We start from the raw sequence: 17817 nt of genomic DNA on the forward strand, positions 1-17817 counted from the left end.
CCTTCGATGAGTATCTCCGACAAGGAGAACCTTCGCAGAAGGAAAGTGCCGAGAACTGGAAGACGGCTATCGGATTGCAGGCTGTAGATGGGCTGCAACCATCGGCGTATCTCATAGATGTGGCTAAACGAAACATCGAAGGGGAAATCACTCTGGATGAAACCAGAAAACTGATTGACTCTTACTATCAGAGCAAGACGGTTCGCACACCTAAGGATGAAGACGAGGAAGAGGCAGATAAGGTTTCAGCCAACATCGCGAAGATTCTCGCCAGCAAGACCTTTGCCTTCAATACCAACGGATATGTTTCCCTGCATCGAAGAATATTCGAGGGAGTATTCAAGCACGCAGGAGAAATCCGCCAATACGATATTTCCAAGAAAGAATGGGTGCTCGAAGGAGATTCCGTAAACTACCTGAATTGGGAAGACTTGCGAAGAGCCTTGGATTGGGATATTGAGCAGGAGAAGAACTTCTCATATAAAGGTCTGACGGATGATGAGAAGATTGAGCATATTGCCAAATTCATTTCAGGCATCTGGCAAATCCACGCTTTCAGAGAGGGCAACACCCGAACCACGGCAATTTTCACCATCCAATATCTCCGTTCGTTAGGATATGAAGTGAACAACGAAATGTTTGCCAAGCATTCCTGGTATTTCCGCAACGCTCTGGTTCGTGCCAACTATCGCAACATTCAGAAAGGCATTGATTACTCTCCTATCTATCTGGTTCGTTTCTTCAGAAACTTACTCCTAAAAGATAGTTGGATTCTCAAGAACAGATACTTACATATCCGGCCGACTGATGATTGGAAAGAGCAGCCGAACTTAAATTCTCAAACAGGAAGTGGACAGAAAAACAACTTCATAAATAAAGAAGGAGAAGAAAATGTTCCAAGTTCGTCCCAAGCTTGTCCCAAGTTCGTCCCAAGTTCGTCCCAAGTAGAAGAACTCATTATACGTATAAATAAAGATTATCTATCCATCGGTGATATAATGAACCTGTTTGGATTAAAGAATAGGACAAGATTTAGAAAGGATTACATTACCCCAGCCCTAGCCGAAGGAGCCTTGGAGATGAAATACCCAAACACCCCAAGACACCCACGCCAGCAATACCGGATGACTGAGCTGGCAAAGACTTGGAAAGAATGGAACGAGAAAAAGAATAAATAACATCATAATAAAAATAGAAAACAAAAACAAGTAATGAAGAAAAAAGCAACGGTCCTTATCGCCTCTATCATGGCGTTCTGCGGAATCAATACCGCTCACGCTGACGAGGGAATGTGGACGATTTACAACTTGCCAAACGCTGTGTATGAGATGATGCAGCGCGAAGGCTTCAGTATGACTTACGACCAGCTCTACAACGGCGAGAATGCCTTGAAGAATGCTGTGGTTAATTTCTCTGGCTATTGCTCAGGCGTAGTCGTTTCTCCTGACGGTTTGGTATTTACCAACCACCATTGCGGTTTCGAGGCTATCAGAAGCCACTCTACCGTGGAGCACGACTATATGCTCAACGGTTTCTTTGCAAAATCTTACGCAGAGGAATTGCCTAACGAGAATATGTTCGTCAGCTTTATGGTTGAACAGAAGGATGTAACCGATAAGGTGATGAGCCTAGGATACGAGAAACTCGACAACAAGAAGCGCGATGAACTCATCGATTCTCTGGAGAACGAGATGACCCAGGAGGCTAAGAAGAACGATTCTACCCTCCACATCACCGTTCAGCCTTTCTACGAGGGCAACAGGTGGTACGCAACTACTTACCGCGACTTCACCGACCTCCGTCTGGTTTTCACCGTACCAAAGTCTATGGGTAAGTTTGGTGGCGATACAGACAACTGGATGTGGCCTCGCCAGACCTGCGACTTCTCTGTATTCCGCATCTATGCCGACCCTAAGACCAATGGTCCTGCTGCTTACAGCAAGGACAATGTGCCTTATCATCCAAAGCGTTGGGCACAGGTTTCTCTCCAGGGTTACAAGGATGGCGATTATGCGATGACCATGGGTTACCCAGGCAGCACAGAGCGCTATCTTTCAAGCTACGGAATCCAGACCATGCGCGATGCAGAAAATGCTCCTCGTGCCCAGGTTCGTGGCGTAAAGCAGGAGGTGATGCAGAAGCACATGCGTGCCGACGAGGCAGTACGCATCAAGTACGACAGCAAGTACGCCAGTTCTTCCAACTACTGGAAGAATGCCATCGGTATGAACAAGTGTATCGACTCTATCGGCATCGTGAATCTGAAGCGTGAGTACGAAACCCGTCTCCGTGCTTGGCAGGATACAGCCAAGGCAGCCAACGACCTCGCCCACAAGGTAGATTTCGACAAGCTTGCCAAGCTTTACAAGGAGAGCGCAGACGTGAAGTATGCCTGGACTAACTTCGCTGAGTCTTTCACCAGAAGAAGCAACGTAGAATTCTCTACCCGTGCCATCAAACTCCAGACCAACATGGAAGTGAAGGGTCCTGAGAAGAACAAGAAGAAACAGTATCATGAGTTTGAAGATAACTCTGCAGAATGGGATATGGCGCTCGACAAGGAGGTACTCGCTACCCTCTTGAAGAACTACAAGGAGCACGTAAACAGCAAGTGGTTGCCTAAGTTCTACAAGACCATCGATGCTGAGTTTGGCGGCAACTACGCCAAGTATGTGGATTATCTCTGGGAGAAGTCGCTCATCATGAAGAAGGGCGCCAAGCTCTACTTCAACAAGAAGGGATATGAGAAGGATCCAGGCGTAAGCTTCGGTATGGATTTGAACGATGTATATGGTGATTTCGCTGCTCAGATGGGCAACATCAACGACAGCATCGCCGAGCAGGAGAAGTATCTCTGTGCAGCCAAACTCCGTATGGAGGAGGACATGCCTCACTATAGCGACGCCAACTTCACCATGCGATTGAGCTACGGTCAGGTAGGCGGTTTCGACCTCGGCGGCAAGCCATCAGGTTACTATACAACAGCCGAGAGCCTCGTTGAGAAGATGAAGCAGGGCGATAAGGTAATCGATTATTACGCTGAGCCTATCATGCACGAACTCCTCGAACATGAACTTCTTTCAGACAATCCGTTCGGCAAGTACCGTGACAAGACAAGCGGCAAGATGCAGCTCTGCTTCCTCACCAACAACGATATTACCGGCGGCAACTCTGGTAGCCCTATGTTCAACGGCAAGGGTGAGCTGATAGGTCTTGCCTTCGACGGCAACTGGGATAGCCTCAGCTCTGACATCAACTTCGACAAGCGTCTGGCTCGCTGCATTGGTGTAGATATTCGCTATGTGCTCTACCTGATGGACAAGTGGGGACACGCAGACAGACTCTTAAAGGAGATTAATGCAAAGTAAATCCTATCTCTGAATCAATAGAGATGATAGAATGATTTATCCTGGGCTAAAGATTAGTCCCAGGATGATATAAAAAGAGCGGAAAATCAGCTGTTAACTGTTAACCTGTTAACTCTTGGCTTTCCGCTCTTGCTTTATTTTGTCTTTCTATTCTTGCTATCTTACTGATTTTCAACTTGTTTTATCTTGCAGATTAGCGATTAACAGGTTCACGACTAATATTGCGAGATATTATTCAGTTCCTTCAATGAAACCTGACGAGGCTTTTCGGCAAGTTTCTTCTTCAATTCATCCAGCGATATTTCAGAAGATGGATTGAAATCGGCAGAGCGCATGTAATCAATTACACTCTCGTAGAAAGCCCTACCCTCTGGATATTTGGCAGCCTTCTCCAAATCGCTCATGCAGACGAGGAGCTTTCCGGCTCCCACCTTCCATTCCATCACCAAGCCAAGTTTATGATTCCGCTCGATATTATCTATCACCTGAACTATCGGGCGATAATTCTTCTCGAAGTTGTCGAGCACCAGCGGATGCGATTCCTTAATAACCGGAAACCATTGCCAGTTGGTGTGCATCTCCGTTGGGAATCCCTTGAATATCGGATGTTCCGGATTCGTCAGAATACCCAGGGTTCCTGGAGAAACCTTCTTCTTATTGTTCTCGCAGATGGTCTTGAACATGCGATAGTTCCAGTAATCGGTCTGAAAGAGTCCGCCAACAGTATAAGGTGTGGCATTATTTGACTGCGAAAGCGTATCATCTGCAGCCACGAAATGGCTGGAAGCCGTAGGCATCCAAAGCACCTTTCCGCCCTTTTCCAAGACTTTCACCACTTCCTGATTCAAATCCTTGGCAATAATGACGCCCTTCTTTTCCAACGCCTTCTTCGGATAAGCCCAAAGCTCGTACGAGTTTCTGGCTTCTGTACCTTCTATATTTAATGTAAGAAGCAGCTTGGTTGGTTTATCTACAGATATTTCCTCGTCCAAGACGCCCACATCTATCAGCCCTTCATCATAAGTAAAGATGTTCATCACGCCTTCAGTATCGCCTATCTTCCACTTCAGTTTCTTTCCGTAAAGCGAAGAACCGCCATAGTTGGCAACCTTAACCTTAGCCTGAATCTTCTCGCCATCCTCAAAGCAGAACTTCTCCACCTCCAGCAGAGGAACTACAGGCGAACACCACTGGCGCCATTCCTCTGGCGTGGTGATTCCCTTGCTCTCCATAAATGCATCCAGGATGCCTACGAAAGCACTTCCCTGACCGGGATAATCCTGAATATCGAGCAGTTGGAATCCCGCCATATTCCGGGTTCTCAAATCCATCTCTATATCAGCTTTATAGAGTTTCACGCTCCATAGGCCCGAAGCCTTGTGGAAATCATCCGCCTGCGAAAGCATTCCGGCTGCAGCCAGGCGACGGCGGAACACTTCGAAGTTATAAGGATGAAGCACTCCGGTGTATTTCTTCATTTCCCGATAATCAGGATAGGTCTGAAACTGTCCTGTTTCGTGAGAGATGATAGGGATTCCTGCCTTATCACAAGCCTCATCAAAGTTCATCGTAGAGTTAGGATGGAAATGATTGATCATTCCTCCATCGTAGGCATCGGCAAAGGAGAAGGAACCACGAGTATGGGTATTGTACTTGCCCCATCCCTCACCCCCGATGCGGCAGGTGGTGAAATAATCCATTCCCTCTTTGACTCCCTGATAACCGAGATAGTAATTGCTTCCGAAGGTATAGTATTTATCAGGTGCAATCTTGCGGAAATCATCCACAAACTCCTTCATCTTGTCAATATCGCCCCAGAGTTCATTACCCAGCGCCATCATTCTGAAAGAAGGATGATGACCGTATTCTCTGAGGATGTTCTCGCCTTCCTGATGCAGAAACGCCATCAACCTTTCATCCTTCTTATCGAAAGAACCCCAGAAAGGAAGTTCCGGCTGGAGATAGATTCCCAGACTGTCCGCTGCCACGAAAGCCGCCTCTGGCGGGCACCAGGAATGAAAGCGCACATGATTGATTCCATACTCCTTGCAGGTTCCGAGATATTTCATCCAGCCTTCCACGCTCATTTCCACATGTCCCGTCAGCGGCCAGACAGCCGCATCGTGCTTGCCACGAAGAAATATCCTATGACCATTGGCAAAGAAGTGGGCGCCCTCGATATGGAAGTCCTTGGCGAAATCAGGCATCTGAAGGGCGGAAGGAGAAGCTACAGAACGGCTAGGGATTGCTCCTGTTAGAGTTTCTGCAGATTTGCTCTCTACAGAGCTGGCTAACTGGAGTTCTATCCTTCCGATAATTCCATTCCAGTTGGTCTGCGTATCTTCTGTATAAGCATGACTGGAGCCGTAAACCTGATCAGGCACACCTCTTCCATTATCCACCACGATTTCCAGGAGATGCTTGCCCGGCTTCACCTTCTTTGGCAGAAGATAGCGCTGGGGAGTAGAGATGAAGTTGCAGGAATCCACCAGTTCTCCATCCACATACACCCAGGTTGGTCGGGTACGTTCCAGGAAGAGTTCTACCGGCTTCTTCTTCCAGTCCTTCGGAATATTGATGGTTCTCGAATATCTAGCAGCTCCTTTATAGGCATAGAGTCTCGTAAGATGCGTTGTTTCCATCGTATCTTTCGGAGCGAATCCCAGATGGTTCGTATCGATGGTACCGGGAAGAATGGCACGCTTCATCTCACCCTGCGAGGCACGCTTACTCTTGGCAAAAGCACTACCGCTCTTTCCCAACTCCACATTCCATTCACCAGCGAGCGAAATGCTCTGTGCTTGCAAGCCCAGACTTACCAGTCCCAGACAAGCGATAAGAATAGATTTCTTCATTTACTTATAATTGTCTAATAGTTCATACCAAAAGCCCAGAGAGGAATAACATTGCCCATGCCTGTCTCTATATCATCCTTCACAACATATCCTTCTTTAGCCTCAGAAATCTGCTTCTGACCTTTCTTTTTACCACCAATTTCAAATGTCTTGTCTTCTATCAGAAAATCAGAAATTGGAGAATTGAAGACAGCATGATTCACACGCATCTGATTAAAAAAGAAAGTCTCTCGCTGATTGCCAATATCAGGCACCGAAGAAGAGAGAGCAAAGGAGAGGTTGGTATTATCAAGATACACCTTTTCTACCTTACCCAAACCACGCACACCTCCTGTGGACTCGTGAAGTTGGGCTATCAAACCTGCACGCTCCATAAGTTCGAAGTAATCGGGCAGGTTATTGCGATCTACCTTGATAGTTGTAGCAATGGTACTCATGTTTGGCTTGAAAGGCACACTATCAGCTATTACCTGCATCAGTTCCTTCAATTTTCTAGACACCATCACCGTATAATTGGCATATTGTGGTATATCCGTCTCCAAAGTCATACTCACCACTTGATTCAGTCGCATCCTATAGCCCTCATCCTTAGAAAAAGGATAGTAGCCCTTGCGCAAATATTCATTAAACAATGCCAACGGATGCTCAATCTCCTCAGGCAACACAACTTCATTGTTTACGATTTGTTCCAATGTAGAGACAGGAATGTCTATGCCCTTTTCCATACCGATGTATTCACGAAAAGACAAACCTTGCATCGTAAAGACCAATACCCGGCGACTTAAATCTGCTGTACCTTTATAAATATCAAGCACAGAAGAACCGGTAAATACCACTTGCAAGGTTGGCAGATTATCGTATATCATTTTAAGTTCTGTAGCCCAACCCTTATATTTATGTATTTCATCGATAAAAAGATGCTTGCCTCCAAGTTGGCTAAACTTCATTGCAGTTTCAAAGAGAGTATGATTAGCGAAATAGATGGATTCTGCACTCACGTAGAGTGTGTCTTTCATCTGAAGATTCAATTTGATATACTGCAAAAGAAGTGTTGTCTTGCCGACTCCACGAGGTCCAACAAGAGCCGTCATCCGATTCGACCAAGGAATCTGATGATACATATATCGTAGGTATCGAGTATCGGTACGCTTGATAAGATTGTCAGAAAGTTGCTTCAATAATTCCATATTTCTTGCCTTATTTGATGTTTACGGCTGCAAATATACAAAAATTGCGGTAAAAACACCGCAATTTACCAAAGAAATTGCTATATTTTTACCGCAAAATATGATTATTGCATCAAAAGAAGCATCTTAAAGAATGGATGATCCATATCAATCACATTTCGTCAGACTCTACATTTTGAGAATAATCCTCATATAATTCTAATTTCAGCTTTAACTCTTGGACCTTTAATTCCAACTCTTCTACCTTTCTTTTCAAAAATTTATTGGTACGATAAAGCCTATTGTGAACATCATCCTTTCTTAGAATAATAGCCACAAGTTCTTCCTTAGACTTGTCACAAAGTCTATTATGTTTATTCTCATCTTCCATTATTTACAATATTAATCTATATTCCAATATGCACTTGGATCTCCATCAAAGATAGTGTCTATATCATCATCAGAATATCCCATTTCATCTTGAGCATACGAACCTCCATAACGTTCGTAAGTAGATCGATTCCTATAATTTCTTGGGCGAGTAGATCTTATTTCATCTCCTTTGGTGTCTATAACCTTAATTTCCCCATTTAAATATACTGTTGTACATGTTGGAATTGTACCCACAGCAAAATCGTCAACTTTATCATAAATTGCCTGAATTTGCATACTTCCCCTATCATTAATAAATCCCCATTTATCACCTATCTTTATTGCAGCCAATCCCATTCTAAAAGATCGTATTTCAGAAAACTTCATAGGTCTTTCTATAAATGTATTATAAACATTACAAGATAGCACATTATAAAATATATACCATTGACTATCAATACGTATTTTACTTATAAAATCCGTCAAAATACATACCTCTAAAATATTTGTCAACTTAACCTGAACAAACACATCCACAACAGTCCATTTCTCATTTTGTTTAACAAAAGCACAATTCCCATAAGGAAGTGTTTGTATATCGTCAAACAACAACAACTCATCTGTCATTAAACTATACAGATATTTTCTATCTGATTTCACAAAAATTAGGAAGTTGGATTTTTTCCTGCTATCTCTAACATCCTTGCGGAAATTATTAAAAGAACCCCAATAAGGAGTCTGCTTAAAATCTTGAACGTAATCAAAAGCTAATGGTACGATTTCTTTATCTTTTTCATCTACGACACCCCACATTCCTTTTTTTACAACTGCATACCTTTCCTTTTCAGTTTTTTTTGATTCAAACAATACTATTCCGTAATCATACAAATTTGCAGAAATTTTTCCCGCAAAAAAGAAATTTGGATCAATCGTATTTTCTAAACCTTGGTATTTTACTACATGAAGACCATCATTTACACTATTTTTTATCGAATCATAAATCGCTTTAAGTTTTACATTTCCATTTACATTTACTACACCGACTTTATGATCTTTTAAAACACGAAAATTATACATATCATATGATCCTGCCCAATCATATTCCTCTATTGAGAAAATGCATTTTCCATACAGCAGTGACACAAAAGAGAACTGGATTTGCTTATTCGTATCCAATTCTCCACCATATTTCGTTCCTCTTTTCACATGAGAAGTTACACGATTCAAATAACTATTATATTTAAATTCAGAAACGGAAGAAAATAAGACTTTTGTCAACTGTTCTCCTTCTAAATCTATAAAGGTATATGATAAAGCGCTATTACTACATTTTACTATAGAAAATCCATTACAGAAAGGATACATAGAAACATATTTTTTGTCTGTTAACACCTTTCCTTTTCTATCAATTAGATGATAGAAACCTTCATGGTCTTTTACTCTTGCTACATTTCCTTCAAAATAAAAAGGATTATCATATTGATATGACAAAGTTGTTATTCCTTTCATATTAATACACCCATAACGACCATTTTTTTTAACACATGCTATGCCATTAGAAAAAGGATATGCCTTATCAAAGACGCAAGGAATCAAATAATTAGAAGAAAGATTCAAATAACCATATTTTTCATCTCGTTTCACAATAATAAAATTCTCGGAAAAAGCTCCACAATCATCATAATCTTCTTTTCCAACAAACAATTCCCCAGAATACTTATATATTCCAAGGAATGTATTTGATTTATCTTTAACACAAACTCCTATAGAAGGTATATCTTCTATCAAGTAATTCACTGAAAAAAGAACAAGTTGGTTACTATCTATTAACCCCATAACGCCTTCATCAGTAACTATTATATTGTTACCTCTATTTATAAGGCAAAAACTTTGGTATTTTAAATTAAGTTTCTTGAATAAATCAATGTTTAACTTTATTAAGGATTCACCTGCGACATATTCCCCCTTCGTATTTATGGAACTACACTGATTTCCATACCATACAGTAGCAACTCCATCTTCAAACTTTGTTGCATTATCAAAAACTAAAGGAAAAATTATAACACCATTCTCATCTATAAAACCATATTTTCCATTTTTGCAAACACACATAAACCCACATGAAAAGGCTAAACTTTCATGTGGAGTAAAATCTTCTGGTTCATAATCAAAATCACCGACATCAAGCAAAAGTTGTTCATTTTCTAAATAACTCTCACAGCTATCAACCTTAAGATACTCTTCTTTCACATGATGCCCCAAACCTTCTGAGTAATTTCCAATATTATCATAGTCCAACTTTTTTATAACATTTTTAGTTCCATTTTCGTAACTGCATAAAGAAAAGCTAAGGACTTCATTATCATAATGAAGTCCGATACAAAAGCCTTGGTATTTTAAATTAAATTCAATAAATCTCATTTATAACTCCTCCTAAGATCAATTATACTCAAAGAAATAACGCCCTTGCTTTATCTTACCTGTACTATCTTCTAAATAATAGACTATATCAGTCTCTGCAAAGTTTCTCGTAAAATCTTGCAAAGGCGCAGGACAAGGTAGAGGCATAATTGGATTGAGTATTGTTACATTGTGGACTTCCTCAAAAACTTTTTCGAGCTTAGAAAACAAGCCGTGCAATTCATCTTTATTTAATGGAGTGTCCAAAATTATACGCAAACAATGGTCTCGTTTCAAATCTAGTTCTTCTACAGCAGGAACAATTTCTGATATTGAACAAGAATTAGACTTATTTGTTGATCCAGTCAATAAATATATAATAAATTTTTCCTTCATAACTCGTTTTTTTAAAGAAATAAAACATTAATTGAGTATCGTTTTACAAACTAAAATACAGCTTTATAATTTAAAATTTCAATGGAGATGGTTTTCACCAAATCCGCCCCAAAGTTACAAAAGATATTTGAAAACACAATAACTTTTGTAGAAAAGTTTAGAATTTCATGAAAAAAAACTTGGAATGTCAGCTAAAATATGTACTATCACAGAATGCGCCAACTGGCAATATCGTCTACATGCGGTATTAGGAATACATTATAAAATAGCAAAAGCCTGCATCAAACTGGGAGAATCATCCCATTCGATGCAGGCTTTCATCTTATTATAAATCGCTGCCTAAATTACTTCTTCTTAGGTCTGCGACGAGCCCAGCCTTCTTCCTCGAAGTTTGGCTCCTCGCCCTTGAACTTCACGTTGTCGTTGTTCTGGAAGAACTGGCGCCAATCGCCTGTATCCTCCTGAGAACGAGACTTTCTTCCGCCACGAGATTCACCACGGCTTCCACGTCCGCCCTTTCCACGAGAATCACGAGAATCTCTTGCATCATCAGAAGAACCTCTGCGGCTGCGACCTCCTCTTTCAGAACCACGGCCGCCTCTGCCCTCAGAACTGCGGCCGCCACGGGCTGCTCTGCCATGACCTTCCTCATCAGCATCGTTACATCTCACGGTTCTGCCCTTGTACTCAGTACCGTTCAAAGCCTTCATCACGCGCTTAGCATCCTCCTCAGGCACCTCGATGTAGGCAAACTTACTCAGCAGGTCGATGTGCCCCACCTCCTGACGACCTTTCACGTGCTTGTTCAGATACTGCATGATTTCGCCCGGATAGAAACCATCCGCCTTACCCAGGTTAATGAACAGTCTCTTGAAACCAGCCTCTGTCTCATGCTTTCTGCGACCATTGGAAACCTTGCCACGGCCTTCGCCACGACTTCCACGACCTTCGCCGCCACGTGAACCCTTACCGGTTTCTGGCTTCACAATCTCAGGAGCGTTCTTATAGTAATCGAGGAACTTACCGAAGGTGATGGTCACCATCTTCTTGATGATGTCCTCCTTGTCGATGTACTCAAACTGGCGGTTGATTTCAGCCATGTATGGTTCAATCTGATCCTCATCCACATCCGTCTTCATGATGTCGTCCATGGTCTTGAAGAGCTGCTTCTTGCAGATTTCCTCTGGGGTTGGCAAAACACCGTCCACGAAGTCCTTGCCAATCTGCTTCTCTATCTGGCGAACCTTGAACTTCTCTCTGGTATGAATGATAGAGATGGATGTTCCCTTCTTGCCGGCACGACCGGTACGACCGCTTCGGTGAGTGTAACTTGCCACATCATCAGGCAAACCATAGTTGATAACGTGAGTCAGATCATCTACGTCCAAGCCACGAGCAGCCACATCGGTAGCCACCAGGAACTGAACGGTATGGTTGCGGAACTTCTGCATGGTGAGGTCACGCTGCTGCTGGCTCAAGTCGCCGTGCAGCGCCTCAGCATTATAACCATCCTTGATGAGCTTATCCGCAATATCCTGAGTCTCCAGCTTGGTGCGGCAGAAGATAATCGCAAAGATGCGTGGATAGAAATCCACTACGCGCTTCAGGGCGAGATACTTGTCCTTGGCATTTACCAGATAGTAAATGTGGTTTACATGCTCAGCACCCTCGTTGCGCGAACCCACTACGATTTCCTTGTGGTCGTGCAGATAGTTGAGAGCAATCTTCTCTATGTCCTTGCTCATGGTAGCCGAGAAGAGCAGGGTGTTTCTATCTTCAGGAACGTTCTCGAAGATAGAATTGATGCTCTCAGAGAAGCCCATGTTCAGCATCTCGTCAGCCTCATCAAGCACCACGTTGTTCACATGCTCCAACTGAGCCACGCCACGATTAATCAAATCGAGCAATCGGCCAGGGGTAGCCACGATAATCTGCACACCATGCTTCAGGGTGCGAATCTGGCTTCCGATGTCGGTACCGCCATAAACTGCGGCAATATGCAAACCGTCGATGTACTTGGCAAAACTGTTTAAATCGTCAGCTATCTGGAGGCAGAGCTCACGTGTAGGACTGAGGATGATAGCCTGTGTCTGCTTGCTGCTGGCATCAGTTTTCTGGATAACCGGAATACCGTAAGATGCTGTCTTACCCGTACCGGTTTGAGCCAACGCAATCACGTCGTTCTTATTACCAAGCAAATATGGGATTACTTCTTCCTGAACTGGCATTGGATTCTCAAATCCAAGCTCTTCGATGGCACGGCGAATCTCCTCGCTCACGCCTAATTCTTCAAATGTCTTCAAATCTTTTTAACCTTAATTCATTATAATCAAAATGGAAGGCCGAATTCACCCTCCCAGCCATGAATTAGGGTGCAAAATCCTTCCGAAACGCTTGCGGCAATCCTACGCATTTATTAAGATTGCCTAAATTCGGGTGCAAAGATACGAAAAAAATGTGAGTTTCTTGCAGATTTCTGCAATATTTTATTACCTTTGCATGAAAGTTACAACAAACAGATAACCAAGAAAACTTGAAATATATGAAAAAAGTTATTTTCACCCAAGAATGGATTGCTTTGCATCCATACGAAAAAGCAGACGAAACAGATCTGTATTATACAGAACTCGCCAACGAAATATACCACGCTCTTGACGAGGCGTGCTACACCCATAACTTCAAGAATATGGATGACGCCAAGCAGTTGGCACTCAGCATTGCCGGTTATTTCGAAGATGTGATTTCGGGCACAGGCATCTGGAAGACTTTCACGGAAGAATGCAAGCAGCGCTACGGCACCTACATTCCTTTCTATGAGAAAGAAAGCGAATTCATCAAGAGTCCGCTCAACGAAGATGACCCGGCTTACGACCCTGAGGAAATCAACATCGCTGATGTGAAGTTCCTGCTCTGGCACCATTACCAACAGAGCAGCTTCGTACAGGAAGCCGTTCCTTTCCTCTTCGGAACCCTGGAACTGGCTGCCAAACTTGCCTACAACATCCTCGACAGAGAGTATGAAACAGCTCCTGAAAACGAGCGTCTTCTGACTTATCTCAGCGAAATGCCTGAGATAGAGGGCAACGCAGAAACGACCGAAGAGGAAATCGAGAAGAACAAGGAGTTGGATGAGATTCACCGTCGCGACACCTTGGCGTGGTTCCATTATGGCTGCTATTTCAACATAGGCAACCAGAAGCGCCTGCAGTTTACCCTCCAGCAGATGGCAAACTCACCTCAGGGCCTCACCGAGCCGCTCGCCTATTCTGTGCAGATGGAAATGACCATCGCCAGCAGAAACAATCTCCTGGCGCTCACTTCTTACGAATGGCTCAGCAAGATTTGCAGGAACATGCCTACCCACAAGCTCTGGGAGGATGAGGAGTTCAAGAAAAAGGCTACTGAGCAATATGAAAAGGTAGATCATGAGAAGGCGATTCACGACTACAATCTGCTCAAGGCGAAGGGATACGAAGACAAGTTCATCTTCCTGGAAGATGTGAAGACGCTGAAGGAATTCCTCAAGGAGATTGAGTTCGAGTTGCCAAAGGACATCCGATTCCCTCAGAAATATGAGAAGGGCATCATCTTAAGCGGAAGTCCATACACAGGCATCAACATCAGTTTCGGTCTGGCTCATTGCATCGCATCGCCAGAGAACCCATACTATGTTCAGGAGCGTGCAGAGACCGACAGCTTCGGCATTATCAGCGGCAATGGTCTCCCATTCCCTTACGAAATTGTCTGCAAACTGATAGAAAACAACCTGATTCCTGACGCCAACATCTTTACAAGCCAGTATGTAAAGGAAGAAGGCTTGAAGATTACCCAGGCAAACCTCCAGTTTCTTGCCGATTACTACCTGATGGGCAGGAAGGATAAAGACCTGTCCCCTAAGGAGTTGTGGTAAGATTGCATTCAGCATACTCAAAAAGTTCACTACGCTAACCCCATTTTTTAGGGGGTTAGCGTAGTAGACTTTTGCAAATTTATAGAAGAAAGAGCGGAAAATCAGCTGTTAACTGTTAACTCTGTTAACCCCAGCTGTCCTTCCGCTCTTTTTTATTATAAATGTTGACAGACATTCTTTTGATGTCTTCAAACAATATTAAAGAGCTATCAGCTTACAGCAATTATTAAATATACGTAATTTTCCATATAAATATGTAACAAAGTACAATCTCTTCATTATTTTTTAGTAATTTCGCAATTAGTAATTCTAAAATCACTAATTATGAAATTCGTAGATAGAATCAGGGAACAAGCTGTTTTACAGACAGCTTTGGAGTCTAAAGCGTCAAACTTCATCGTGATATACGGACGAAGGAGACTTGGAAAATCAACTCTCATCAGAAGAGTGTTGAAAGATGGAGACATTTACTTTGAAGCCAACCTAAGCGAGAAAACTACCCAGCTAAGTCTGTTGGCACGCACCATAGGCACGGAATATCCGGGCTTCGACAGCCCTGTGTATTCTTCTTGGGAAGACATCATCATGGCTTTCAACTACCGTTGCAAGGAAAACGCAACACTTGTCTTGGACGAGTTCCCATATCTAGTTCAGAAAGATCCAGCCTTACCTTCTACTCTACAACGAATCCTCGATAGGCGTATTACCGGAGTAAATGAATTGCGCTGCAACATCATCATCTGCGGCTCTTCGCAGAGAATGATGCACGGACTCTTACTAGGCTCAGAACCTCTTTATGGCAGAGCTGACCGCATTTTCACCCTGCGTCCTGTTAGGTTGCCTTGGTGGCAAGAAATCATCAACACCTCAGCCAAGGAACTTGTGGAAGAGTACTCTATATGGGGAGGTGTGCCCCAGTACTGGAGCCAACGAGAAAGATTCGGCTCTTTGGAAGAAGCCGTCCAGGAACTGATATTAGACGAAATGGGGAATCTCTATGACGAGCCTACCCGTCTGTTTATGGACGAGGTATCAGACATTGCGCCCTATTCGTCAATCATGCTTGCAGTGGGCAGTGGAAAGCAGAAGTATTCCAGCATTTCCGATGCTCTTGGCAAGACTACGGCAGAACTTGCCAAACCGATGAAAATCTTGACAGAAATGGCTTTCCTCAGAAAGGAAGTACCATTTGGCGAAAATCCGCTGAAGACAAAGAAGGTTCTTTATCGGATAGATGACCCATTCATGGCGTTCTACTACAGATTCATCGAGCCAAACAAGTCTATGATTGCCTTGGGGCGTGGAAATATCGCAAGGAAATTCATCAATGACGGATTCAACGGTCATGTTGCCGAGGTTTGGGAAAGACTGTGCCAGATGGCTGTCTGTGGTAGCGACATAGAAGGTCACACATGGGGTGAAGCCTCACGCTGGTGGGGGAAGGTTCCCATCTTTGAAGAAGGAAAGAAAACCCCTGTCGGCAACGAGGAACTTGAATTTGATGTTGTTGCAGAAGACCTCTTTGACAAGAACACAATACTTGTAGGAGAATGTAAATGGACAGCCGCTGATTATGCCGACCGGCTCTTGGAAAAGCTGAAGAGAAAGGTATCTCTCGCCCCATTCGCCCAGGGAAAGAATGTAATATACCTCCTTTTCCTAAGAGAAAAGCCCCTACCTGGTCCTCAGCCTTGCAAGGTGATATTGCCAGATGAAGTAGCAAGTTTGCTGCATCATTGATCTAATCTAAATTACGGTCAGTAAGATAATGATTTAAAACTTGCTTGCACTGAGGATGAAATGAAAAAGGGGCACGATTGCTCGTGCCCCAATGAAAGCTTCTGTTAGTAAGCCTTCAAACTGAATAACAGCATTAAGGCCACCAACAAAAGTACCTTAATCCACGTTGACGTTTTCATTGTCTTCGCTTTTTAGGGTTAGTTTAAAATAGGTCTTCACCTGCCTACGGAATCTATGCGACAGAGCACCTAGTAGGCCACAGTGCTCCCATATAGCATCACAGAGATGCTTGTTGTCATTTATTGAACAACAACTTTCTTCACACTACCATCACTATACTTCACGATGTTCAAGCCCTTGGCTGGAGCAGACAATCGCTGACCATTTACAGAATAGCGAGAGAGTTCCTTGGCATCGGTAGAGGTTGTTACCTTATCAATGCCAGTTGCATCGAACTCTACTATATTCTCGAAATAGCCAAATTCTGACAACCAATAATCATCATAAGTTCCTGTTGGTACATAAACCGTACAATTCTTTGCGTTACATCTAGAAAATATACCTGTCCCCAGTATTGGTACTTTTTCCGGATATACATAAATGGAAGTTAAGCCACTGCAACCATAGAAGGCTAGTTCATCTATCCTAGTAACACTGGAAGGGATGGTCAAGCTAGTCAAACCACTGCAACCACTAAAAGCTGAATAACCTATCGAAGTAATACTGGAAGGAATGGTCAAGCTAGTCAAACCACTGCAACCTTCAAAAGCATAATTGCCTATCGAAATAACACTGGAAGGGATGGTCAAGCTAGTCAAACCACTGCAACCTCTAAAAGTTGAATAACCTATCGAAGTAACACTGGAAAGGATGATCAAGCTAGTCAAACCACTGCAACCTCTAAAAGCTGATTCACCTATCGAAGTAACACTGGAAGGGATGATCAAGCTAGTCAAACCACTGCAACCTTCAAAAGCAGAATAACCTATCGAAGTAACACTGGAAGGGATGATCAAGCTAGTCAAACCACTGCAACCTTCAAAAGCATAATTGCCTATCGAAATAACACTGGAAGGGATGGTCAAGCTAGTCAAACCACTGCAACCTTCAAAAGCATAATTGCCCAACTTATCATTATCGTTAAACCCACGATCAACATACGAAGATCCACCTAATACAATTTTAGCATCAGACAAATCTAATATAGATAGATTTCCACCAGTTTCGTTTCTATTATAATCACGACCAGCCATCTCACGGATAAAACGCCAATCCGTACTATTAACTTCACCAACAATCTTTAAATTGGTAATCTGATACTTCTTGCTACTACCAATCCTAGTAGGTAAAGTACCTGCCTCATCCAACTTGATTGTTATTTGTTTGGTAATCAAGCCATCATCAGCCGCTTGGATTGCCAAGCACCCAAACAACATAAATACTGTTGTCAAAAACAGAGTTTTCAATGTAGATAAATTCATCATATTCTAAAAATTAATTGTTCTAGTTATTCAAATCATTCCATCCTAAAGGGCCATCGCCTTTATCTGAAAGATAACAAATAGTTCTCACTGTATCATAGATAGAACCTATACGCGCAACGAAAGAAC

11 protein-coding genes are annotated in these 17817 nt (G+C 42.9%); 4 read left to right on the forward strand and 7 right to left on the reverse strand.

Annotation, left to right across the window (positions count from 1 at the left end; genetic code table 11):
- The coding region (locus ACWJAO_RS12265) for a Fic family protein (protein ID WP_449140455.1) at positions 1 to 1178 on the forward strand (1178 nt) is incomplete at its 5' end.
- A 33-nt stretch (positions 1179 to 1211) separates the two neighbouring features.
- Positions 1212 to 3368 carry a S46 family peptidase gene (locus ACWJAO_RS12270; protein WP_449140456.1) on the forward strand — a complete coding sequence of 719 codons (2157 nt, stop codon included), beginning with the start codon at positions 1212 to 1214 and terminating at the stop codon, positions 3366 to 3368.
- A 215-nt stretch (positions 3369 to 3583) separates the two neighbouring features.
- Here ACWJAO_RS12270 and ACWJAO_RS12275 read toward each other — a convergent pair whose 3' ends face one another.
- From ACWJAO_RS12275 to ACWJAO_RS12300, 6 genes are all read right to left on the reverse strand, one after another.
- On the reverse strand, positions 3584 to 6223 hold the full coding sequence (locus ACWJAO_RS12275; protein WP_449140457.1) for a beta-glycosidase: 2640 nt from the start codon (positions 6221 to 6223) through the stop codon (positions 3584 to 3586).
- 14 nt (positions 6224 to 6237) lie between these two features.
- A complete protein-coding gene (locus ACWJAO_RS12280; RefSeq protein WP_264905961.1) occupies positions 6238 to 7410 on the reverse strand; it encodes an ATP-binding protein in 1173 nt (390 codons plus the stop codon).
- A 151-nt stretch (positions 7411 to 7561) separates the two neighbouring features.
- Positions 7562 to 7780: a hypothetical protein gene (locus ACWJAO_RS12285; protein ID WP_449140458.1), complete on the reverse strand. Its 219-nt coding sequence runs from the start codon at positions 7778 to 7780 to the stop codon at positions 7562 to 7564.
- 11 nt (positions 7781 to 7791) lie between these two features.
- A complete protein-coding gene (locus ACWJAO_RS12290) occupies positions 7792 to 10182 on the reverse strand; it encodes a WG repeat-containing protein (protein ID WP_449140459.1) in 2391 nt (796 codons plus the stop codon).
- An 18-nt stretch (positions 10183 to 10200) separates the two neighbouring features.
- Positions 10201 to 10557, reverse strand: coding sequence for a hypothetical protein (locus tag ACWJAO_RS12295; RefSeq protein ID WP_449140460.1), 357 nt, complete (start codon positions 10555 to 10557; stop codon positions 10201 to 10203).
- A gap of 344 nt (positions 10558 to 10901) precedes the next feature.
- Positions 10902 to 12860: a DEAD/DEAH box helicase gene (locus tag ACWJAO_RS12300; protein WP_449140461.1), complete on the reverse strand. Its 1959-nt coding sequence runs from the start codon at positions 12858 to 12860 to the stop codon at positions 10902 to 10904.
- A 239-nt stretch (positions 12861 to 13099) separates the two neighbouring features.
- Between ACWJAO_RS12300 and ACWJAO_RS12305 the strand changes: the two genes are divergently transcribed.
- Together ACWJAO_RS12305 and ACWJAO_RS12310 are read left to right on the forward strand one after the other, a co-directional pair.
- Positions 13100 to 14467: a DUF3843 family protein gene (locus ACWJAO_RS12305; protein ID WP_449140462.1), complete on the forward strand. Its 1368-nt coding sequence runs from the start codon at positions 13100 to 13102 to the stop codon at positions 14465 to 14467.
- A gap of 324 nt (positions 14468 to 14791) precedes the next feature.
- On the forward strand, positions 14792 to 16207 hold the full coding sequence (locus ACWJAO_RS12310; protein WP_449140463.1) for an ATP-binding protein: 1416 nt from the start codon (positions 14792 to 14794) through the stop codon (positions 16205 to 16207).
- Positions 16208 to 16506: 299 nt separating this feature from the next.
- Here ACWJAO_RS12310 and ACWJAO_RS12315 read toward each other — a convergent pair whose 3' ends face one another.
- Positions 16507 to 17691, reverse strand: coding sequence for a leucine-rich repeat domain-containing protein (locus ACWJAO_RS12315; protein ID WP_449140464.1), 1185 nt, complete (start codon positions 17689 to 17691; stop codon positions 16507 to 16509).
- Positions 17692 to 17817 lie beyond the last annotated feature (126 nt).

It is taken from the genome of Segatella sp., from assembly GCF_977051555.1.